Source organism: Frigoribacterium sp. VKM Ac-1396 (assembly GCF_015350895.1).
GTDB lineage: Bacteria > Actinomycetota > Actinomycetes > Actinomycetales > Microbacteriaceae > Frigoribacterium.
This window is the reverse complement of sequence record NZ_JADKSD010000003.1, coordinates 325,982-347,357: the sequence shown is the minus strand read 5'-3', so window position 1 is coordinate 347,357 and position 21,376 is coordinate 325,982. Positions and strand designations below refer to the sequence as shown.

Below are 21,376 nucleotides of genomic sequence, written 5' to 3'. Positions count from 1 at the left end.
GCCCGATTCTCGCTGGAGGACCCATGTCGATCGCCCATCTCGGTCTCGCTCCCGACGCGTCGAACGCCCGTGATCGCGACCGTGGTGGCCCCGTCAACATGGACCGCGTACCGCCGCACGACCTGCTCGCCGAGCAGAGCGCGCTGGGGGGCATGCTGCTCAGCAAGGACGCCGTGGCCGACGTCATCGAGACGGTCCGCGGCATGGACTTCTACGTGCCGAAGCACGAGGTCATCTACGACGCCATCTTGGGGCTGTACTCGCACGGCGAGCCGACCGACGTCATCACGGTCAGCGACGAGCTGATGAAGTCGGCCGACCTGTCGCGTGCCGGGGGAGCGGAGTACCTCCACACGCTGACCGGTGTCGTGCCGACGGCGGCGAACGCGGGCTACTACGCGTCGATCGTCGCCGAGAAGGCGGTGCTGCGCCGTCTGGTCGAGGCCGGCACGCGCATCGTGCAGATGGGTTACGCGAGCGAGGGCGAGGTCGTCGACCTGGTCAACAACGCGCAGGCCGAGGTCTACAACGTGGCCGGTGGGGTGCAGACCGAGGACTACGTGCCGCTGAACGAGGCGGTGACGGTCGCGATCGACGAGATCGAGGCGGCCAAGGGCCGTGACGGTCAGATGACGGGTGTGCCGACGGGGTTCGCGCAGCTCGACGCCCTGACGAACGGGTTCCACCCGGGTCAGCTGATCATCGTGGCGGCGCGACCGGCGCTCGGCAAGTCGACGTTGGCGCTCGACCTGGCGCGGGCGGCGTCGATCAAGCACGGGCAGGCGTCGGTGTTCTTCTCGCTCGAGATGGGGCGCAGCGAGATCGCGATGCGGCTGATGTCGGCCGAGTCGAGCGTGCCGCTGCAGAACATGCGCAAGGGCACCGTCGACGCGCGTGACTGGACGAACATCGCGCAGGTGCGGGGGCGCATCAACGACGCTCCGTTGTTCATCGACGACTCGCCCAACATGACGTTGGTCGAGATCCGGGCGAAGTGCCGCCGGCTGAAGCAGCAGCACAACCTGAAGCTCGTGGTGATCGACTACCTGCAGCTGATGACGTCGGGCAAGCGGGTCGAGAGCCGTCAGCAAGAGGTGTCGGAGTTCTCGCGTGCGCTGAAGCTGATGGCGAAAGAGCTGCAGGTGCCGGTGATCGCGCTGTCGCAGCTGAACCGTGGCCCCGAGCAGCGTGCCGACAAGAAGCCCGCGATCAGCGACCTGCGAGAGTCCGGTTCGCTCGAGCAGGACGCCGACATGGTCATCCTGCTGCACCGCGAGTCCGCCTACGAGAAGGACAACCCCCGCCAGGGCGAGGCCGACTTCATCGTCGCCAAGCACCGCAACGGCCCGACCGACACCATCACGGTGGCTTTCCACGGCATGTTCTCGCGGTTCGTCGACATGCCCAACTAGCGAGCGGCGTCGGCGTGCGTCACCGCGTGGCCGTGCCCGGGCGCGTCGGGCTCGGGGACGCAGAGCAGCCCCGAACTGGTGTTGGCGGCCAGCTCGAGCGCGTGGAGCCACGCGGGGTTCACCTGCGGCGCTCGTGATCCGTAGTACTTGAACAACAGCAGCACCCCGGGGACCGACCGCACGAGACGGTTCAGGGTCAGGTTGGGCTGCTCGACGCCGTCGGGGTCGTGGGCCTGGTAGCCGACGCACTCGCAGCCGTTGTCGGCCCCGAGCCCCATCGTCAGGTCGAGCACCGCCTCGACCGGGTCGACCTTCGAGTCGTCGATCGCGATCGCCCCGATCTCCTCGATCTTCGCGAGGCGGTCGGGGTGCCGGTCGACGACCATCACACGACTCGCCCCCTTGATGATCGCCGAGTACGCGGCCATGGCGCCGACCGGTCCGGCCCCGTAGATCACGGTCTGGTCGCCGGGCTTCACGTGGGCCATCTCGGTCGCGTGGTACCCGGTGGGGAAGATGTCGGCGAGCATGACGTAGTCGGTCTGCTTCTCTTCGGCGTCCTCGCCGAGGCGCAGGCAGTTGAAGTCGCCCCAGGGCACGCGCAGCAGCTCGGCCTGCCCGCCGGGCCACGGGCCCATGTCGGCGAACCCGAAGGCGGCGCCGGCCCAGGCGAGCTCGGGCTGCGCGGTGAGGCAGTAGTTGGTCAGGCCCCGTTCGCAGTTCTTGCAGTGGCCACAGGCCACGTTGAACGGCAGGACGACCCAGTCGCCGACCTGCACCTTGTCGACGGCCGAGCCGACCTCGATCACCTGGCCCAGGTTCTCGTGGCCGAACCAGCGGCCGGTCTCGAAGTCGGTGCGGCCTTCGTACATGTGCAGGTCGGACCCGCAGATGTTGGTGCTGGTGATGCGGACGAGGACGTCGGTGGGCCGCTCGATGCGGGCGTCGGGGACGTCGCTGACCGAGACCTTCCTCGGGCCTTCGTAGACGACTGCTCTCATGATCTCTTCCCTTTCTTCGGTGGTGGGGTGACGGATGACGGAGGCGCGGTGCCGGGTGGTGGGGGAGGCGCGCGTCGGGGAGGCGCGCCTCCCCTGGTGGGTGGGTCGCGCCTCCTCGGGGTGACGGAGGCGCGGTGTCAGGTGCCGGGTCGGAAGACGGCGCGGACGCAGCCGTCGTCCTTGGCCTTGAACATCTCGTAGCCCTCGGGCCCCTGTTCGAGCGGGAGGACGTGGGTGGCGAGGTGCTCGGTGTGGAGCTCGCCGGCCGCGATGCGGTCGAGGATCATCGGGATGTAGCGGTGGCCGTGCTGCTGGGCGCCGCGCAGGGTGAGGCCCTTGTTCATGACGGCTCCGAGCGGGAACTTGTCGACGAGCCCGGCGAAGACGCCGAGCGTGAAGACGCTGCCGCCCTTGCGGCAGGCGTAGATCGCCTCGCGCAGGGCGGTGGGCCGGTCGGTCTGCAGTCGCAGCTGCTGCTTGACCTGGTCGTAGAGGTGTTGGGCGCCGGTGCCGTCGGCCTCCATGCCGACGGCCTCGATGCAGACGTCGGGGCCGCGGCCGCCCGTGCGCTCCTTGAGTTCGGCGAGGACGTCGTCCTGCGCGAAGTCGAGGGTCTCGGCGCCGACGTGTTGCCGCACCTGGTCCAGCCGCTCGGGCAGTTGGTCGATGACGACGACCTGTTCGGCACCGAGCAGCATGGCGGCGCGGGCGGCCATCTGGCCGACGCCGCCGGCACCCCAGACGGCGACGGTGTCGCCGGGCGTGATGCCGGCGAGGTCGGCGCCGGTCCAGCCGGTGGGGGCGGCGTCCGAGGCGAACAGTGCCGCTTCGTCCGAGACGCCGTCGGGGACGGGGAAGGCGCCGTGGTCGCCGTAGGGCACGCGGACGTAGTCGGCGTGGCTGCCGGCGAAGCCGCCCAGGGCGTGGCTGTACGCGAAGCATCCGCCGATGGGGGAGCCCCAGAGGGTCTCGGTGATGGCGGGGTTGGGGTTGCCGTTGTCGCACAGCGAGTAGAGCTCGTGGGTGCAGTACCAGCAGCGGCCGCAGGCGACGAACGAGCAGACCACGACGCGCTCGCCGACCTTGCGCTCGCGGACGGCCGACCCGACCTCGACGATCTCGCCCATGAACTCGTGGCCGAGGACGTCGCCCGACCGCATGGTGGGGATGTACCCACCGAGCAGGTGCAGGTCGGACCCGCAGGTGGTGCTGAGGTGCACCTTGACGATGACGTCCTGGTCGTTGAGGATCGTCGGGTCGTCGACGGTCTCGACCGAGGTCTCGTTGACACCGGTCCAGGTGAGAGCTCTCACAGCAGTCCCTCCTCGTCGGTACGGTCGGTGGCTTCCTCGTTGAGGGCGCCGGTGGGGGTGGCCTTGCGCTCGCCGTGGGGTGTCGGGTCGACGCGCAGCACCTCGTCGGCCTCGATGACCTGCTTCGACCGTCGGAGCGCGACGCGGATGCTCTTGGCGGCCTCGCCGGCGTCGTCCTTCGACGAGGCGGGTTCGCGGAGGCGGGCACGCAGCTCGGTGCCCTTGTCGCCGGCGGCCGGTCGCATCTCGACCTCGACGCGGTCGCCGAGGTCGGCGAGGAAGGGCGGCTTGTGGCCGTCGGAGCAGACGTGCTCGGGGTCGGCCAGGACGGTGACGGCCTGCCAGCGCGCACGGGACTCCTGCGGGGAGCCGGCGCCCTCGTCGGGGCGGCGGCGGTGTCGTTGTCCGACGACGACGGCCGCGGCGGCGGTGGCGACGGCTGCGACGCCGGCGGCCCCGGCACCGGTGAGGCGGCCGGCCATCAGGCGGCCCTCCTCGGTGGGTGGGCGGGGGTTCCCCGCCGCTGATCGGTGGTGCTCATCACGACCTCCTCGGTTCGCGCGGTGGCGCAGTTCTCTGGATGGATGAGCGGGCGGCAGGGCCCTGGATCTGCCCACCCTGCCGCCCGTTCGACCCCAGTGTGCGCACCCTGCGGCCCTGTCGTGAGACAACTTTTTGGCTCTTGACACCACCTCTTCGGCGCGAGTTACGTGTGTGGGATGGCGGCCGGAAGGAGGCGCGGCGTGGGTCGTCGGATCGGCCCGGCTAGCCGAGGCACACGGGCGCAGGAGGCGCGGTGAGGGTCGTCGTCGAGAGGTGTCGGGGTTCTCGTGCGGGCTGGCACGGGTGGTGACGGCGGTGCACGTGCCGGTGCAGGTGTAGGTGCCGGTGATCGCACTGTCTCAGCTGAACCGTGGCCCCGAGCAGCGTGCCGACGAGAAGCCCGCGATCAGCGACCTGCGAGAGTCCGATGGCCGCCCCTCGGTGCTGCCATTTGTGTCTCGCTAGGGCTCGCCACGCCGATCCCAGGCGTCAATGACGGGGGATGGACGTAGCTTTTAGCCATGGGTGTTCGAGGGTCAGGCGAAGCGGCAGCGAAGGCCCTACGCCAGAGGATTCGGACGCACCCGATCGCGGAGCCGCGGGCGCCAGGCACGTCCGGCGTCTGGCAGGTCCGCCGGGTCCGTTCCGCACCCCTCGGATGCGTGCTCTCTCGTCCCGAGTTCGGCCGCGTTGCCTACCGCTGCTACTCCCACGGCCGAGACGACGCCGGCGGCCAGCCATGGCTCCGCCAGGTCGACAGCCTCAACAGCGCCGTGGCCTGGATGATCCAGCACGAGGAAGAGTCGTCCACTCTAACGAGCCGACTGCGCCCCGAGCCCGACGAATTGCCCTCGTGACGACAGGTAGCGTCGGCGCATGAGCTGCTTCGCCAGGCTTGGCCCCAAGGGCGACACGAGCGCGGTCGCCGTGGCCGTCGAGGTCACCGCGGCGATGACGGCCGGAGCGATGGACGGATTCTCGGCCCGCGACGCCGAAGTCGCCCAGCTCAACCGAGAGGCCGAGGTCCTCTAGGACAAACCGTTCAACGCCGTCGAGTAGCCACGGGCGCTGGGGGAGTGGCTCACTCACGTTTGGCCGCTGCTCGATTTCGAAGGTTTGTTCTCCGCGTCTGCGCCTTCCTGGGGTGCGGTGAATCAAAATTCTCATGCGGTCGCCTGTGCCATTCGGCAACTTGGTTCAATGACAGTTACTCAGAAGTAATGCAACGCATGCGACGCATTGTGGGCTAGAGTTTGCCTGTGACTATCAGTTCTCCCGATCCGCTTCGTGGGTTAGTCGACGCGTCAGAGTTGGCGCAGCGACTCGGGGTGTCCAAAGCCACCATCAGATCCTGGAGGAGCCGGGGGGCTGCATGGCTTCCTGAGCCAGTTGGGCGACTGGATGGTTTCGTGTGGCGCGAGGAAGATCTACGCGACATTGAGAAGCTGATGCCCGAGGGTCCTGGCAGGCCGTCGGGGGATCGGGCGAGAAAGGTACCTCCTACTGCTCAACGGGCTCGTGGGGCCTACTACACACCCCAAGATGCGGCTCACTTTCTTGCTTCTTGGGCGCTGAGGGGCAGTGACGAAACGTTCCTTGAACCCAGCTTCGGGGACGGCTCCTTCATTCGGGCGGTCGCAGATGTCGCTCACCTAAGAGGAACGCGACCACCAACGTGGGTCGCTGCCGAACTTGATCCGGAGTCGGCACGCGCCGTCGTTCAACAGGGATTGCTATCGGAACAAGAGCTCCGGCTAGGAGATTTTCTTGGCATAGATCCTGAGCCGGTGGATGCAGTCATTGCCAACCCACCCTACGTGCGACTAAGGCATCTGCCAGAGTCGTCCCGAGCCCTTGCTCTCGCGCGGACAGCCGAAGCAATGGGTGAGTCCATGCACCCAAGTGGAAGCATTTGGATGCCATTCGTGACGCATATGCTCTCCTTCCTGCGCTCAGGTGGGCGGGCCGGCCTCGTTCTGCCTCTCGACTTCACCTACGTCGCGTATGCACGGCCCCTCTGGGGTTACCTAGCGCAAAATTTTGATGCACTTCGCGTTATCCGAACTCGCCAGCGAATCTTTTCGGACATCAACCAAGATGTCATGGTCCTTCTTGCAGATGGCTTTGGAGGCGCAACCAAACACCTTGAGTACGAGGCCTACGAAACCGCAGAAGCTCTTGCGGGCCAGGCCCGGCCTAAGGGCGGAAGAATCAGGCTTGCAGATCTATCGTCCGGGGAGCGCGCTTTCCAAATCGCACTATTGCCGAACGGATTGGCTGATCTGCTCGCGGAAGTAAGCCCTCGCACTCGGATTGCGTCTGACTTGATGACGTTCAGAATTGGCTACATTGCTGGCGACAAGACCTACTTCCACCCTGCACCCGATGTCGTTGAGAAGTACACGCTGCCAAGCAGCAGCCTGCATCCAGCCGTGATCAACTCCCGTCGTCTACGCGGGCGTGGATTGAGAACCATGGAGATGGACCCAGGCGCTGCTGACCGTCTTTGGGTGCCGTCCGAGCACCTCTCTGAGGGAGAGCTGCAGTACGTGAAAGCTGGAGCTGAAAGAGGCGTCTCGCAGGGCTACAAGGCTCAGATGCGAAAGCCTTGGTACCGCGTTCCCGGGGTAAAAGCGCCGGACGTCATACTCAGCGTTTTCAGTGAGAGGCCTTTGCTTCTTATAAACGACGCTCGGTGGCTAGCCTCAAACAGTTTGCTTTGCGGATACGTCAAAGAGGGAGCTGCTGAGCAGTTTGTGGCAGCTTGGTACTCGCCGCTGACCCTACTCAGTATCGGCCTTCAGGTGCATTCGCTGGGGGGAGGCGTAATGGTGATGGTGCCGAATGAAGCCTCGAGAATCCAAATGCCTCGTGTCGGGCCGGAAACGGCCGTCTCGGCCACGACGAAACAGGCTCTGCAAGTTGGGGATATGCAGGCGGCTTATGCCGGTGGTGACAAGCTCACCCAGGAATTGGTCGGCAAGGATGGCCTCGCGCTGATTTACGAAGGTATTCACCAGCTCGCGCACTGGAGGACTAGATGAATAGGTCGAGCCAGATATTCCGACGCTTGTAAGTCGCGACGAGACGTTCAACGAAGGTGGCGATGGATAAGTCTGTGTCCGGAACTGCCTGAACGACCAGGTCATCGCGAAGTTCCGCGGGTGACTTCGTGAAATCGACAACTAAGTAGGCGAACTGATCGTAGATGCCGCTGAGCACTCGGTAGAACTTGTCATCTCTACCGGTAATTGCGCGGTACATTTTCGCGTAGCGATCGACATTTGTATCGAGTGTCGCTGTTCTCGCTGGAAGGGTCGACGTTGCCTCCTTCTCCTCTTGGTACGTGAGTGGGTGGAGGTAGACGTAGGAATGAATCGTCATCGGGTATCTCTCTTGCAGGCTCACGGCCTCACCGACGATGTCTTGGTAGTAGGTAAGCACGTTCTTGCCAACCGAGCTCATCTGGCTCCGGACACCCACGAGGAGCAGTGGCCCCGAGGTCGGATGCATGACCGCTACGTCGACGTCCTTCGATTTATGTGACCCAAGGATGGCTGCTTCTTCCTTGATGTAAACGCCTGCGGCCCTGGCCGAGGGATGAAGGCGTTCATTTAGCTGATAAGCAATGTGCCCATGGAGCGCTTTGATGAAGTGCTGCCCCCGAACTGCTCTCTTTGGGTTTTCGGAGTAGAGGCGATTCATCTCCGCAAGAGTTGCGGCGAGGGTCGCGGCGGCTGGCAGTTCGGGGGCGTCGCTCATAGACAGGACAGTACCGGGATCAACACGGCAGGAGAGCCCCCAAAACTGGCGCTCCAGCCCACAGAGGATTGTGGTCAAGTACTGACATGCAAATGAATGAAAACGAGGAGCCGACTTGGGAGGAAGTTTTTCACTCCCTCGATGCAGCCACCCTCACCCCGGAAGAGCGCCTAAATTTTCTTAACCGCCGCCTGGCGATAGTGGTAGGCGCGCGGGATTGGGGTTCGCTACTCACCGGTGGTGAGGAGGCGATGCTGACGTGGCAGGCAGCGGTGGATGCGTTTGCTCAGGGTAATTGGGTTGCAACGCTCCTCTGCTGCCAAGCCACATGTGAACGGACCATCGCGGGTCTTATTGCTGTCACCGAGTTGGGCCACGAGAACCGGCAGTGGGAGCGTATGGGGATGGGCAGACTGCTCGACTATGCAGTGGAGAAAGCCCTGATTCCCGACAGTCTGAGTGCAGAGCTGCGCCTGGTTTGTGACCGACGGAAGCCCTATGGGCACTGGAAGCCTGTAACCGATCCGTCGACCCCCACGATGCGGGTTCAGGCCCAGATGATGGAGGTGCCGGTCTCGTACGAGGATCTTTGGCGCGGGCTGCTTGTTCAAGACGCCACGCACGCAATCGCAACAACTTTGGACCTTTATTACGGCCACTACGGATTTTCTGCGTAGCTTCTGAATTAGGTCCATGCCGTGGCATTGGAGGGTAAGGAGGCGGGTCCTAAGGCCCGCCGGCCCCCAGCCGCTGAAAGGCACCTAATAAATGGCGGCATCGGGCGGCTCTAAGCGTTATCGATGCCCATTGCGCGCCTTGTGGCGGCGTCCAGCTCTGCCTGCTCTTGTGGCATCTTCTCGAGCATGGCCTCCACTGCGCGCTGCGAGTAGCCCTTAGCGTCTACGGATTCGCCGTCCTTGGTGAACACGAATCGCTTGTCATCGTGGCGGCGGACGAACGCCGTAATCACCTTCGCGAGGCCCTGCAAGCCGCCGACGCTACCAGCCGCTATGCCGAGCACCTTGACCACTTCGATCCAATCGGTCGGATCAGCGGAAAACTCCGCGGCTGTGTTGTGGTCGACGCGGTGCTCATCGAGGAGCTTGAGAATCTCGTCGCTGTGCTCCGGCGGGAAACGCAGCTGCAGACTATCGTCGCCGAGATGTCCTAGCGTGACCAGAATGGGTACGACTCCATTGTCAGTTCTCATGGAGTAAGTGTCACAGACCGTGAGCGTGGTCTTGGTCGCGCACACATGCTCCGCCTAGGGGGCATCGACGAATTGGGGGAACAATGGCAATTAAGAAGCGCTCGGATACGCAGTTACGCGCTGAAACTCCGGAAAAGCTATTTCCTCTGCTACGGAAAACGGGGGCAAATTCAGACACGCTGTGGCCGCAACAAGTCGATCTGCTGCGCGAGTATGCCGAGAAGCGCGTGGGTGCCCGCGATCTTGCGATTGAACTGCCGACTGGTACGGGAAAGACACTGACCGGCCTTCTTGTCGCGGACTGGCGGCGCCGCGAGGGCAAGGGACGCGCTGTTTTCGTCTGCCCTACCAAGCAGCTCGTCCGTCAAGTCGTGACCGCGGCGGAGAACGAAGGTATCGACGTCGTTGATCTCTCAGGGTCTTGGAAGCAGTGGGATGCGTCTGCTCAGAACAAGTACGAGCGCGCGAAGGCTACCGCTGTGGTCACCTACAGCTCGGTATTCAACACCTCACCGAAGTTGATCGAGGCAGACGTCATTGTGTTCGACGACGCACATGCGGGCGAGCAGTACGTGTCCAAGGCGTACACCGTCGAAGTGCCACGCCACCCCTACGGGTCGATTTGGAGCGAGGCGTTAGAGGCGGTCGCGCCGATGCTCCCCCAGGAGCGGTATCAGCAACTCATCGGGAACACCCCCGGTGCAGGCACTCGTGAACTCGTTGATGGTCTCGTCCTTGCTCAACGCGACGACGTACTGCCGGGGCTGGCACGTGCTCTCGGCGCCTTCACGCGTGTTGACCGTTCCGATCGGTTCGCAGCAGCGCAGAAATTTGCCTCCGATGCGATAGGGGGCCACCTCGCTGCATGCACCCTCTATGTCTCTTGGTCGAAGATCGAAGCCCGACCCGTCACCCCGCCCACATTCGAAAACTCGCTGTTTGCCTCGGCAACGCAAAGGGTCTACCTCTCGGCGACGCTTGGAACCTCCGGTGAGTTGGAGCGCGCCTTCGGAAGGCCATCCGTCGCACGTTTGCACCGCCCCGACGGAGCACCGACACCCACCTCCGGGCGTCGCTTCGTTGTGTTCCCGCACCTGGTTCCTGATACAGATCCGGACGAGCTCACGAAAGAGCTCATTAAGGCCGTCGGTAAGTCCATCGTCATCACCCCAAGCGAGAAAGACGCGGAAAACGCCAGCACAACGATCTTGCCCAAGAACTGGACTGTGTTCCGGAAAGGCGACGTCGAGGATTCGCTCGACGATTTTGCTGCGTCGACCAAGTCGGTCGCTTTGCTCGCCAACCGTTATGACGGCATCGATCTTCCCGGCAAGGCCTGTCGATCAGTGACGATGGCTGGTTATCCAGGCGTCACCAACCTCCAGGAGCGGTTTTACGCTTCCCGTGCCCGCGCGTCCGCCATTTCAGCCGAACGGGTGCGGAGTCGCGTGGTTCAGGGCATTGGGCGGTGCACGCGAGGCCCAAGGGACTGGGCGCTCGTCATTGTCGCCGATAGAGATACCACCACATACCTCTCCCGCGAAGAAATGCGGGCGACGCTGTCCCCCGACCTGCAGTCCGAAATTGAGTTCGGCCTGGACCAGTCCGACACCTCCCTTGATGACGTCCGGGAGAACGTCGCGATGTTCCTCGAACAGGGCAAGCAGTGGCGAAGTGACCCAGAGGAGGAGCTCGCGAGAGTTAGGTCTGCTGCCGTGCAGCATGAGCCTGCAGAGGCGCCAGGACTCGCGGAAGCGGCAAAGCACGAGGTCGAAGCGATGGAGAGAATGTGGAACGGAGATTGGAAGGCCGCCAGCGAAAAGCTCCACCTGGCGGCGACCGCCTTGACCTCGTATCCAGCGGTGCGGGGCTACCAGGCCACGTTGCTATTCCGCGCCGCAGTCACCATCGATAAGGCCGCCCGCGACGCGAACGACCAAGAGTTGGCCGTGAGGGCGGATGCGCTTGCCGAGCAAGCGGTCGACGCCGCCAAGCCCGCGACGTGGATGGCCGCGTTTCTTCCGTTCCAAGGTCGGCAAGCGCTCGCTCCGAGTGCACAACTTCTGAGCGCAGCATCGCGGCTCAGCGTCTACATCGACGGGGTGGGAAGTCCCGCGAAGTTCAAGACCGCGTTTAGGAACATGTTCGATGGCCTCTCGCAGATCGACCATAAGGCTTATGAACCCGCGCTCACACAGCTAGGGCTGTTCCTGGGGGCATACGCCTTCAAGCCGAAGGGCAACTCGCGCACTGATTCCGCTTGGTGCTGGGACGAGACACAGTGGATCAGCGTCGAGGCGAAGAGCGAACACAAGATCGATGGCGTTATCGGTGTGACCGACACCTTGCAGGTGAACGGGCACCTGGCGCTTGTGGCTGAAGACAGAGCAGCCGCTGTCCCTGAGATCAGTGCAGCGGTCATGGTATCCCCGCGCACGCTCGTTCATAAAGATGCGATTGCCGTTGCCGACAAAGACAGCTACCGCGTGACACCCGACGACATCCGCGTACTCGCGACAGACACCGAGCGGCTCTGGGAAGGTCTGCAGATACTGCGCAACATAAAGGTGCCGAGTGAACGAACCGATGGAGTTGTGAAGTTGCTCGATCAGCACCGGCTCCGGCCGGAAGACGTTCTCGACAGGCTTACTGTCACACGTATCGGAGAAGTTTGACGGCACCGTCTGCCGCTCGTGCCCTCGCGAGGGATGAGGAGTGCCCGTCAGCCACGGGCGGGGCCCCGAGCGGATAGATGCCGTCCTTGCCGGGGTGGAAGAAGCCCACCCGCAACTTGGGGACCTGATCTCAGTCGTGCTCTAGACCCGTCTGCTCCTGGCGGCGGCGCAGACCACGTCGGCCCGCGGGGGTCAGGCCCAGGCCGGCGAGTAGAGCGGCGGCTCCGATGAGGGCGGCAGCTGATGTCGCACCTACGTCCGAGCCCGTGAACGCGAGGGCGCCGCTGGAGGCGGCCGCGTCCGCACCGGCCGCGTCCGCACCGGCCGCGGGTGCCGGCGTCGGGGCCGGACCGGCTGCTGCCGCGACGTAGTCGACCACGAGGCGGCCCGTCACGGCGGTGCCGTCGGTCCGCTCGGCCACGAAGGTGATCGGGTCGGGGTCGCCGACGAGGGTGCGGGAGGGCGTGAAGACGACCTCGCCGGTGGTGGGTTGCACCTGCCACGTGCCGTCGTCGGTCGTGACCTCGGTGGCGGGTGCCTCGTTCGGCTGGATCAACACCACCGACTCGGGCACGACGTCGGGCAGGGCCGCGGGCAGGTCGAAGACCGCCGGGGCACCCGCAGGCGGCGTCACCACGACGTCGGGCACCGTCACCACCGGCGCCGGCGGCACCACGGGGGCCGTTGTCACCGATGGCGTCGCCGTCGACTCGACGGCGACGCCATCGACGGTGTCCACCCGGTACGACACCGGCGTCGCCGTTCCGACGAAGTCGGGCTCGGGCGTGAAGACCAGCTGACCGCCGTCGACCGTCCAGGTGCCCTCCCCGGGCACCACCACGGTCGTCGCGTCTTGGCCGTTCGGGTCTACGAGACGGAGGGTGGCGGGGTCGACCGACGCCGCGCCTCCATCGTTGTCGGTCACCGCGAGACGCTGGGCAACTCCCTGCACACCGGTCGACGTGTCGGGCGTCGCGACCGCGGTCACCGTGGGCGTCAGCGTCGAGGTGGCGGTCGCGCCGGCCGCATCGGTCACCACGTACGGCACCGGCGTCGCCGTGCCCGTGAAGGCGGGCTCGGGCGTGAAGGTGACGGTTCCGGAGGCGCGGTCGAGTTCGTAACGCCCCTCACCGGGCACCACCACGACCGTTCCGTCGGCGTCCACGGTGGCACCCTCGGGCGCCTCGAGACGGGTGGCCGTGGGGTCGAGCGGCACCAGCGGGTCCCCGGCGGTGGCCACGACCGGGAGGGTCTGCGGGGCTCCCTGCGTGCCGGTCACGGCGGTGGGCGTGGCGACCGGCTGCACGGCCGTCGCGAAGACGGTGCTGACGAGGTCGAGGCCTCCGTCGGTCGTCTCGTTGGTCGTCGTCGTGAACGGACCGGTCATCGAGGTCTCGTCATTGCCCACCAGCGAGACGCCGTACAGGGGCTGCCCGGGCTGCACGCCCAGATCGGTCAGCGAGACCGAGACGCCCGCGATGGTCTGCGCCGCCGTGTAGTCCAGCGGGCGGTAACCGGTCGTGCCGGGTAGCTGCTGCAGCACCGTCGACGTCACCCCGGTCAGGATCGGACCCCACGCCGACCTCGGCACCGACACGATCGGGCCCTATGCCACCGGCGCTCCAGCCCCGTCGACCGCCGTCACGGCCGCCAGCTTGAACGCGTCGTTGCCGCCACGCTCGACGATCGAGACCGCGACGGCAGCCGGGTCGGAGGCGGTCAGCGGCGACTCGCGCAGCACGCTGAACCGCTCGACGTCGTTGGTCGTCACGCCTCCGGTGTTGCCGAACAGGTTGTCCGACCCCTCGGTGACGAACGGGCTGCTCAGCACGTCGGCCATCGTCCGGCCGGTCGGGTCGCCCGAGACTCCGGTGAAGGGCGAGCCGGCGGGGGAGTTCGCGACCCAGATGTTCTCGCGGTCGCCCGTCGCGGTGGCGTTGTCGACTCGCAGCACCTCGGCGCTCACGGCCGTGTCGTCACTCGGCAGCACCGTGAACGTGCGCCCACCGGCCTGGTACGACACGAGCTGCTGCTGCGTGCCCTGGCCGTAGCGCATCGTGACGGCGCTGCCGCAGCGGACGCGGCCCGTGTTCACGAGGCTCGACCCGCACGTCGCCGCGAGGGTCGTGGGGACGTCGGCCGGTGTGCCGGCGACGGGCGTGACCACGGCGCCGGTCATGCCGATCGGGGCGGCGAGGGCCGCCTGGGACGGGATCACCGCGGCGAGCCCCGCGATGGCGGTCGCAGCGACCAGCGCGAGCGAACGGGCCAGGAGGCGAGGCGGACGGCGGGAGGCGGAGGAGGCGCGCATGGGTGATCCGGGTCTGCTCGAGGTGTCGGGGCGGGGACGCAGGTGGGGGAGGGGCGCGCGGTCGGGCGCCGCGCCTCCTCGGGTCGTCGTTGACGTGCTGGCGCCGCACCCGACGGGTGTCGTCGGCGTGGGGCGGGACGCTGGGCGACACCTGTCGCCCACGCCTACCCTGGTCCACATGACCGACCTGCCTGCCCGCACCCGTTTCGCCACCGTCGACGCCGAGCGCTCGGTGGCCTTCGCGGAGGTCGACCTCGAGGCTCCGGGGGAGCAGCAGGTCGTGGTGCGCATCCGGTACACGGGGGTGTGCGCGACCGACACGCACGGGTGGGCGTCCGGCGGCCTCATCCCGGCCGCGGTGTTCGGCCACGAGTGGACCGGCACCGTCGTCGCCGCCGGCAGCCAGGTCACGACCGTCACCGTGGGGGACCGCGTCGTCGCCAGCGTCGGCCCACCCTGCGGCTCGTGCGCGATGTGCCGTGCCGGACACCCCGACCACTGCGACACCGCCTTCGCCGAGGCCAACGGCATCTCGCCCGACGCCACCACCCACGGAGCCTTCGCCCAACACGTCACCGTCAACGAACGCCGCGTCCAACGCGCCCTCGACGGCCTCACCGACGAACAGCTCGGTCTCGTCGAACCCACCGCCGTCACCTTCCACGCCGTCCGCCGCGCCGGCCAGCGCCTCGGCTCGGTCGTCGTGGTGCAGGGCGCCGGCCCCATCGGCCTGCTCACCGCCCAGCACGCCCGCCACGCCGGTGCCGGAGCCGTCGTCATCGTCGAACCCATGGAGGCGCGGCGCGAGACCGCCCGCCGCCTCGGCTTCACCGACGTCCACGCTCCCGGCGAGGGTTTCACGGCTCGGGTGCTCGAACTGACCGACGGTCTGGGCGCGGACGTCCTCTACGAGTGCACCGGCGCCTCCTCGCTGTTCCAGTCGAGCGCCGAGCTGGTCCGCCGCGGCGGCACGCTCGCGCTGCTCGGCTACCCGATGACCACTTCGGAGGTCTCGTACGGCGACTGGCAGAGCCGCGAGCTCACCGTCATCGGCAGCCTGGCCTACACGCACTCGGACTTCGTCGGCGCGATGCGCGCGCTCGCCGACGGTTCGGTCGAAGCGGGACCGCTGATCACGGGGACGGTCGGGCTGGACGAGCTGCCGGGGTTGCTCCAGGAGCTGGACAGCGGGAAGACCGAGCATGCGAAAGTGCTCGTCGCGCCGAACGGGTGACGTGGGGCGCCGGCTGCGGCGCCCGCGCCCGCCGCGCGCGATCGAGTTGCCGCTCGTTGCGGCTTCGGGCGGCTCGTACCCGCAACCATCGGCAACTCGACCGCGCCTCGCAGAGCCGACCCGCGCCTCCTCGGGTCAGGGGCGGTCGGGGACGCAGACGTAGTCGTCGCCGAAGGCCTCGGTGACGCGGCGGATGGCCTCAGGCGTGCCCCACTGCTCGATGTGCTCGCACGCGTGGTCGGCCCGGGCGGCGTACATGCCGAAGGCCCCGACGTCGACGTAGGTGTAGTCGTGGCCGCCGTCGGAGCGGCCTCCGGTGCCGGGCTCGTCGGGCAGATCGATGACGTAGCCGTCGGGGAAGCGCAGCTCGACTCCGTGTGGTGCGCAGGTCGGCAGGGTCTCGGTCGCGAGGTCGGCGACGATCACCGCCTCGTAGGTCGTGCAGTACGGGATGCGTGCGTCGGCCCCGGACAACGACAGCGGCACGTCCGGGTCGGCCCGCACGGCGAGCACCAGGAGCACCGTCACCACCAGTACGGCGGTGAGGAGGCCGGCGAGGAGCTTCATGGGGCGACCGTACCGCCGCGCCGCCGGTGGCGGTGGACGGACGCCGGGATCGGGGGAGGCGCAGGTCGCGCGACCGACGCCCTCGCATCGTGAGCGGATCGAGGGGGAGCACGTTCCGGTACGGGCCGTGTTCGCGTGCATTCCTCACTTCCCTTGGGCCGTGCCGATGCAGTACGTTCAGCGCCACGGCTACTCGTCGGTAGCGGACCATGTCGGTGAGCGGTCGGGGGCGCGATGGCACAGCAAGCGGATCATGCCGTACTCGTCGGCCAGCTGCTGGGTGAGGTCGGCACGGTGGATGCCTCGGGAGAGATTCGGTTCGTCGTCGCGATCCGTCAGGGTTACGAGGTGCGCGAGTTCGACGCGGGCGATGCCGCCGTCCTCGAGCGCCACCGCTCGCCTCAGGCGATGGAAGGTGACCGGGTCGAGGCACTCGTCGACCGAGGCGCCCTCTTCCGGTTCTCGGAGGGTTCGAGCCTGACGACCCGGGGCCTCCGGGCTCTGGCGACGGGTGATGCGATCGGCTTCGACGACCAGAAGCTGGGGTTCCGGCTTCGAGGGGCCGGAGGGCAGGAGACGCTCGTGTCCGAAGCGGTCTACTGGTGCTGGGTGTACGCGTCGACCGCGGCCTCGGTCGAACAACTGACGGAGATCGCGGCCGCACTGCTCCCCGACGTGGACGCCGCGTCGATCCGCGCCGATCTCGAGGCTGCCCTGCCCCGCCTGCTGCTCACGCGGTGCCTGACGCTCGACCGGCAACTCGAGTCCGAGTAGGCCCCTGTGAGCATCGGTGACTCGCTCGCGCGGTCTGCCCGCCTGGCAGCCGCGAGACGAGCCACCGCCGAGTTCCTCCGATCGAACGACGGACGGTTGACTCGCATCGCCGAGCGCTTGGACGGGGCGACGGAATGGGGTGAGGCGCTCTTCGACAGCGTGGAGGCAGGCCTGGAGGTCGCCACGAAGCGCGCCGAGGAGGTCGGCTGGGACCTCGAGGCGGCGGGGATCAAGCCGGTCGCGGACAAGGCCGTCAAGGAAGCGAAATCGTTCGTCGCCGCATCACGGGTCGTGGCCGCGACGGGCCGGATCGCAGGCGCGACCGGCATCGTTGCCGCCTCGTTCCTTCATCGACCCGAGGGTGCGGCTGCCGCACGAGAGGAACGCCGTGTCGCAGTGACGGCGATCGTCTCGAACACGGCCACGATCATCGCGAAGGCCCCGAAGATCTTGGTTGCCGCGACTGTCTTCTGGCCCGCAGTAGCTCCGGTGGCCGTCATGGCAGGGGTGGCGGCGCCCCTGCTCGCCCTCGCGGTCCGTAGGTACGCGGAACGCCGGAAGGCCGCTGACGAGAGACCTTCGGCACCCCACGCGACCGACGCCGGCCCACCTCGGTCTGCCGTCGGAGGGTCAGGTCAGCCGCTCCACACGTCTGGCGCCTCCCCAGGTCGAAGTTCGACGCCGTCTGCGCCCAGGGCGGTCCCAGGGCTCGTAGGGACCGCCGTCGTGTCACCGCTCGTCGCATCGTCTGCGCCCCCCAGCGCGTCACCCCCGCCGACCACCCAGAGTGAAGGAACGTCCATGGCCGTCCACGCCGACCCCGAGGTGTTGCGCACCTACGCCTCCGCCGTCCGACAATTCGCCTCGGATGTGGAGGCAGCCCGGAGCGTCTTGGAAGCAGCCCGGTCCTCGGCGTCCGAGTCGTGGGCCGACTCGTTCTTCGACACCACCGAAGGCGACGTCGAGGAGATGCTTTCCCAGGCAGACGTCGGGGAGACCGCGCGGAACATCGCGGAGAAAGTCGACGCGAAGGCCGCCGTCCTCGACGAGTACTCTTCGTGACCCTCAGACTCGAGCAGCATCCGGACGACCATGCTTCCGCGGTGCGCTGGTTCGACCGGCGATCGGCAGAGCTCCTCTGGCTCGCCCGTCGGGTGGACGAGCTCGAGCGCGAGGAGGTCGACGCCCACACGCAGGGTCTCCAGGCCGCGGGCCGGGCTGCCCGGGCTCGCGACCGAGCCGTCGTCACCGAGGAGATCGCACGCGCCGAGCGAGCCATCGCCGAGCTCGAGAGGGTCCTGGGTCCGCGACTCACAGGCCACTGGGCGGATGACGTGTGGGCTGCCGGGCTCCGAGCGGAGTCACCCGGCGCACGTCCTGGGGACTTGATGCGGGTGGGGCACCTGCACGAATCCGCCGCGCCGGTGTTCATCGACCATCCGGCTCGTGCCCACCTGCACATCCGTGTCGCTGCCGGTCTCGAGGAGCAGGTCTCGCCCCTGCTCGACTCGATCCTGCTCCGAGCCCTCCTGACGACGTCAGACCCCGTGGTCCACACCGTCGACACGCACGGAAACGGCCGCCTGGTCGCCGCGTTCTCTCCGGGGAACACCGCTGTCGTCCCGCGGACGAGCGTCACGGACCAAGCGACGGCGAACCAACTCGACGACCTGTCGATGGTCGTCGCCGACATCACGGCAGCGAAGCTCCGGGGTGCCTACGCCGACGTCGACGACTACAACGAGTCGGCGCTCGCCAAGGGCTTGCTGCCCGAATCCCACCGATTCGTCGTCGTCATCAGTCCGGCCGCCCTCGACCGCCGTGCGACGGTCCAACTCGCCCGTCTCGTCCGGACCGGGCATGAAGCCGGCGTCCACATCATCACGATCTCGTTCGACGGGAGTCATTACGACCCCACGGCTGCCGGCACACGTGTGGACCTCCTGCCCGACGGTGCCGTCGTGCACGCCGAGGGGACTCGGCTGCGCTTCCAGGTCGATCCGGGCCCGGACGTCGCACTCATCCACCGGTCGGTCGAGACGGTTGCCGACGCGTACAGAGAGCGTCTCGTAGCTCGCATGATCGATCTCACGTTGTTGCACGACGAGGCCGACCGGTGGCGCGAGCGTCCGAGCACGTCGGTGTCGACGCCGATCGGGATGGCCGGCGAAGAACGAGTGGACATCGGTCTCCACATCGAGCGCGGCGACGTCCACGCCTTGGTCGTGGGGCAGACCGGAGCCGGCAAATCGAGCCTGTTGCACGCCCTCATCCTCGGGCTCGCCGAGACGTACTCGCCGGACGATCTCCAGTTCCTCCTCGTCGACGCCAAAGCGGGTGTCGAGTTGGGGTCGTACGCGGACGACGTCAGGTCCGGGCGACCAGGCCTGCCACACGCGCGAGTGGTCGCCGTCGAGTCGGATGTCGAGATGTACCTCTCGGTGCTCGATCACCTGGGCGCCGAGATGCAACGACGAGCCCTGCTGTTGAAAGACCACGGCGTCGCCAACTTGGTCGAGCTCGACCCCGTCCGGCGACTGCCCCGGCTCGTCGCGGTCCTCGACGAGTTCCACGTCCTCCTGAACGACGATCGGTACCGTGCTGAGGCCGCGCGACATCTCACCGACATCGCCAAGCAAGGTCGCTCGGTGGGCATCCACCTGGTGCTTGCCACGCAATCGACCGCGGGCCTCGGTTCACGCGGAGAGAACAAGGCCCTCTTCGACAACGTGGGCCTGCGCATCGCCTTCCGAACCGACGCGATGACGAGTGAACAGATGCTCGACGGAGACGCCGGGGCCTCGAGGATCGCTGGTGCCGGGCAGGCCTACGTGAAGCGCAGCCTGGGCGTCGATGTCGGCGAACCCCGACTCGTGCAGGTCGCGTTCGAACCCCGTCCACGACGCGAAACCCGCATCGCCGAACTGGCCGCCACCGCCGTGGAACGGGGAGTCATCGGCGTCCCCCGGAACGAGCGTCACGTCTTCGGGGACGCCGCGGGAGAACCTCTGTCTCGATGCCTCGAACTCGTCCGCTCACTCCGCTCACCCGTCACCGACCGGCAGATGTGGGTGGGGTCGCCCACGACCATCGACCCTCTGTTCGCTCCTGTCCTGCGGAGACGGTCCGGGGGCAACGTGCTCCTGATCGGGGGAAGCGCGACCCTGGTCGCGAGGACGGTCCTGCCGATGCTGCTGGGAGCCTCGTCGACCACGCGTCCTGTTCGCATCGACATCGCCTCGCCTCGCGACCTCGAGGCGACGCGCGCGATGTCGGAATCACTGGCTGAGTTCGCGACCGCCGCGGGCATCCCTTTCCGGGATTGGGGCGACGACCCCACCGAACTGCTCGCGGAGGTCGAGACGACAGTGGTGGCCGGGCCGGTGTCCGACCGTCTCGTCGTCGTCCTCGACACGCACGATCGAGCGGAGGGTGGCTCGTTGGAGCACATCCTCAAGGCGGGACCTGACGTCGGGGTCCACACCTTCCTGTGGGTGCGGAACCTGTCGCAGCTGGTCTCGCAAGTCCTCGGCCGTTCCATCGGTGGCCCGGCCAAAGTCCTGGGTCTGTTCGCCACGCAGATCGAGGCCGACGTCAACCACGCCGACCGTTCCGCGCTCGGCCTGCCCCGTCACACCGTGCCGAACAGCGGGAGGACCGTGGTCTGGAGCAACGACGACGCCAACACCACTCGTACGGTCGTACCGTTCTGCACGCCACGCCCCGGTGAGATCCGGGAACTCGTGACGGGGCACTCGGCCATCGGCCCGGGGGATGACGCTCATGACTGATCCGTCCGCCGACGGTCTGCGCGGCCTCGCCCGTGACGCCCTGTCGATCCTGGCGACGGCACCCGCCGACCTCCGGGTCCGCGAGCAGGCGTCGAGCGAGAAGGAAGAAAAACAGATCCGTTCGATGCGGGCAGCGTCGGAGGAGCGTCGACGGTGGGCGGCCGAGAGGGCTGCTGAAGCCACCGGTGCCCGAGACGTCGTGCAGGGCAGCGGTGCCGCTCTTCGCGAGGTCCCCGTGCCGCCGGTGGATCTGCAGGCCGGGTGCGACGCAGCCATGGTGGCCGCACTAATCGACACGAGGGCCCAGGAAGTCCGCACCGTCTACGAGGACCTGCCGCGACTGCAGATGAGGGGAGACCTGCGACGAAAGGACGCCATCGCGCTGCCGCTCGTCGGTGGCGTGACGCTGCTCGGTGTCCTCAGCGTCATCGCCACCAGCGGGGGCTTCGCGGGGTTCTTCGAGGTGCTCCTCGCCGGTGCCGTGACGGGACTTCTCGCTACGGTGCCGATCGCCGTCCTCGGGGGGCGGTTCTTCCCGGAGCTCGCCGGTGGCCGCCCGTCCGTCCCCGGCGGTGCAACCCCGAAGAAGGGCGTGTGGTTCGCCTTCCGTGCGTCGTTCGGTGTCGTGACCTTGATGGGTGGACTCTTCCACCTCTCGTCCTTCGGCTGGTGGATCGTGTTCGTCGCAGCCGTGCCTCTTCTCGCGACCTCCCTGTTCCGTCTTTCCAGGGCCGTTCGCGCCATGTCGTGACATCCGGAGGCGCTGGTCGGGTGACCAGCGCC

At 67.1% G+C, this 21,376-nt stretch carries 18 protein-coding genes and 1 pseudogene; 11 read left to right on the top strand and 8 right to left on the bottom strand.

Annotation, left to right across the window (positions count from 1 at the left end; genetic code table 11):
- The first annotated feature begins 23 nt into the window (after nucleotides 1-23).
- Nucleotides 24-1,412 (top strand): replicative DNA helicase, encoded by a 1,389-nt coding sequence (dnaB, locus tag ITJ55_RS13900; protein WP_194595926.1) that lies wholly within the window; start codon nucleotides 24-26, stop codon nucleotides 1,410-1,412.
- Here the strand turns inward: dnaB and ITJ55_RS13895 are convergent.
- From ITJ55_RS13895 to ITJ55_RS13885, 3 genes are all read right to left on the bottom strand, one after another.
- On the bottom strand, nucleotides 1,409-2,413 hold the full coding sequence (locus ITJ55_RS13895) for an alcohol dehydrogenase catalytic domain-containing protein (RefSeq protein ID WP_194595925.1): 1,005 nt from the start codon (nucleotides 2,411-2,413) through the stop codon (nucleotides 1,409-1,411). The genes dnaB and ITJ55_RS13895 overlap by 4 nt on opposite strands.
- Nucleotides 2,414-2,550: 137 nt before the next feature.
- The gene (locus ITJ55_RS16575) at nucleotides 2,551-3,726 is read right to left on the bottom strand and encodes a zinc-dependent alcohol dehydrogenase (RefSeq protein ID WP_194595924.1); all 1,176 of its coding nucleotides are present in this window, start codon (nucleotides 3,724-3,726) and stop codon (nucleotides 2,551-2,553) included.
- A complete protein-coding gene (locus tag ITJ55_RS13885; protein WP_194595923.1) occupies nucleotides 3,723-4,208 on the bottom strand; it encodes a hypothetical protein in 486 nt (161 codons plus the stop codon). The genes ITJ55_RS16575 and ITJ55_RS13885 overlap by 4 nt, the downstream gene beginning before the upstream one ends.
- 400 nt (nucleotides 4,209-4,608) lie before the next feature.
- Here ITJ55_RS13885 and ITJ55_RS16570 point away from each other — a divergent pair.
- The 3 genes and pseudogenes from ITJ55_RS16570 to ITJ55_RS13870 all read left to right on the top strand — a co-directional run.
- Nucleotides 4,609-4,695 (top strand): annotated as a pseudogene (locus ITJ55_RS16570) (DnaB-like helicase C-terminal domain-containing protein); the annotation flags it as partial.
- Nucleotides 4,696-5,145: 450 nt separating this feature from the next.
- Entirely contained in the window at nucleotides 5,146-5,301 is a 156-nt protein-coding gene (locus ITJ55_RS13875) for a hypothetical protein (protein WP_194595922.1), read from the top strand.
- A 416-nt stretch (nucleotides 5,302-5,717) separates the two neighbouring features.
- Nucleotides 5,718-7,313 (top strand): N-6 DNA methylase, encoded by a 1,596-nt coding sequence (locus ITJ55_RS13870; RefSeq protein ID WP_228498663.1) that lies wholly within the window; start codon nucleotides 5,718-5,720, stop codon nucleotides 7,311-7,313.
- Here ITJ55_RS13870 and ITJ55_RS13865 read toward each other — a convergent pair.
- On the bottom strand, nucleotides 7,306-8,031 hold the full coding sequence (locus ITJ55_RS13865) for a hypothetical protein (protein WP_194595920.1): 726 nt from the start codon (nucleotides 8,029-8,031) through the stop codon (nucleotides 7,306-7,308). The genes ITJ55_RS13870 and ITJ55_RS13865 overlap by 8 nt on opposite strands.
- Before the next feature lie 92 nt (nucleotides 8,032-8,123).
- Between ITJ55_RS13865 and ITJ55_RS13860 the strand changes: the two genes are divergently transcribed.
- Nucleotides 8,124-8,708: a hypothetical protein gene (locus tag ITJ55_RS13860; RefSeq protein WP_194595919.1), complete on the top strand. Its 585-nt coding sequence runs from the start codon at nucleotides 8,124-8,126 to the stop codon at nucleotides 8,706-8,708.
- A gap of 110 nt (nucleotides 8,709-8,818) precedes the next feature.
- Here the strand turns inward: ITJ55_RS13860 and ITJ55_RS13855 are convergent, their stop codons facing one another.
- On the bottom strand, nucleotides 8,819-9,241 hold the full coding sequence (locus ITJ55_RS13855) for a hypothetical protein (protein WP_194595918.1): 423 nt from the start codon (nucleotides 9,239-9,241) through the stop codon (nucleotides 8,819-8,821).
- A gap of 83 nt (nucleotides 9,242-9,324) precedes the next feature.
- On the opposite strand from ITJ55_RS13855, the gene ITJ55_RS13850 reads away from it, so the two are divergent.
- The gene (locus tag ITJ55_RS13850; RefSeq protein WP_194595917.1) at nucleotides 9,325-11,916 is read left to right on the top strand and encodes a DEAD/DEAH box helicase family protein; all 2,592 of its coding nucleotides are present in this window, start codon (nucleotides 9,325-9,327) and stop codon (nucleotides 11,914-11,916) included.
- 130 nt (nucleotides 11,917-12,046) lie between these two features.
- Here the strand turns inward: ITJ55_RS13850 and ITJ55_RS13845 are convergent, their stop codons facing one another.
- Nucleotides 12,047-13,471: a hypothetical protein gene (locus ITJ55_RS13845; protein WP_194595916.1), complete on the bottom strand. Its 1,425-nt coding sequence runs from the start codon at nucleotides 13,469-13,471 to the stop codon at nucleotides 12,047-12,049.
- A gap of 51 nt (nucleotides 13,472-13,522) precedes the next feature.
- On the bottom strand, nucleotides 13,523-14,227 hold the full coding sequence (locus ITJ55_RS13840; protein WP_194595915.1) for a hypothetical protein: 705 nt from the start codon (nucleotides 14,225-14,227) through the stop codon (nucleotides 13,523-13,525).
- A gap of 178 nt (nucleotides 14,228-14,405) precedes the next feature.
- On the opposite strand from ITJ55_RS13840, the gene ITJ55_RS13835 reads away from it, so the two are divergent.
- Nucleotides 14,406-15,461 carry a zinc-binding dehydrogenase gene (locus tag ITJ55_RS13835; protein WP_194595914.1) on the top strand — a complete coding sequence of 352 codons (1,056 nt, stop codon included), beginning with the start codon at nucleotides 14,406-14,408 and terminating at the stop codon, nucleotides 15,459-15,461.
- A 135-nt stretch (nucleotides 15,462-15,596) separates the two neighbouring features.
- On the opposite strand, the gene ITJ55_RS13830 is transcribed toward ITJ55_RS13835, so the two are convergent.
- Entirely contained in the window at nucleotides 15,597-16,028 is a 432-nt protein-coding gene (locus tag ITJ55_RS13830; protein WP_194595913.1) for a hypothetical protein, read from the bottom strand.
- A 234-nt stretch (nucleotides 16,029-16,262) separates the two neighbouring features.
- Between ITJ55_RS13830 and ITJ55_RS13825 the strand changes: the two genes are divergently transcribed.
- The 4 genes from ITJ55_RS13825 (at nucleotide 16,263) to ITJ55_RS13815 (ending at nucleotide 21,344) form a co-directional block, all read left to right on the top strand.
- Nucleotides 16,263-16,802, top strand: coding sequence for a hypothetical protein (locus ITJ55_RS13825; protein ID WP_194595912.1), 540 nt, complete (start codon nucleotides 16,263-16,265; stop codon nucleotides 16,800-16,802).
- Nucleotides 16,803-16,808: 6 nt separating this feature from the next.
- On the top strand, nucleotides 16,809-17,864 hold the full coding sequence (locus ITJ55_RS16095; RefSeq protein ID WP_228498528.1) for a hypothetical protein: 1,056 nt from the start codon (nucleotides 16,809-16,811) through the stop codon (nucleotides 17,862-17,864).
- A gap of 326 nt (nucleotides 17,865-18,190) precedes the next feature.
- Nucleotides 18,191-20,593: an FtsK/SpoIIIE domain-containing protein gene (locus tag ITJ55_RS16090; RefSeq protein ID WP_370544191.1), complete on the top strand. Its 2,403-nt coding sequence runs from the start codon at nucleotides 18,191-18,193 to the stop codon at nucleotides 20,591-20,593.
- On the top strand, nucleotides 20,586-21,344 hold the full coding sequence (locus ITJ55_RS13815; RefSeq protein ID WP_194595910.1) for a hypothetical protein: 759 nt from the start codon (nucleotides 20,586-20,588) through the stop codon (nucleotides 21,342-21,344). Before ITJ55_RS16090 ends, ITJ55_RS13815 begins: the two co-directional genes overlap by 8 nt.
- Nucleotides 21,345-21,376: the final 32 nt, after the last annotated feature.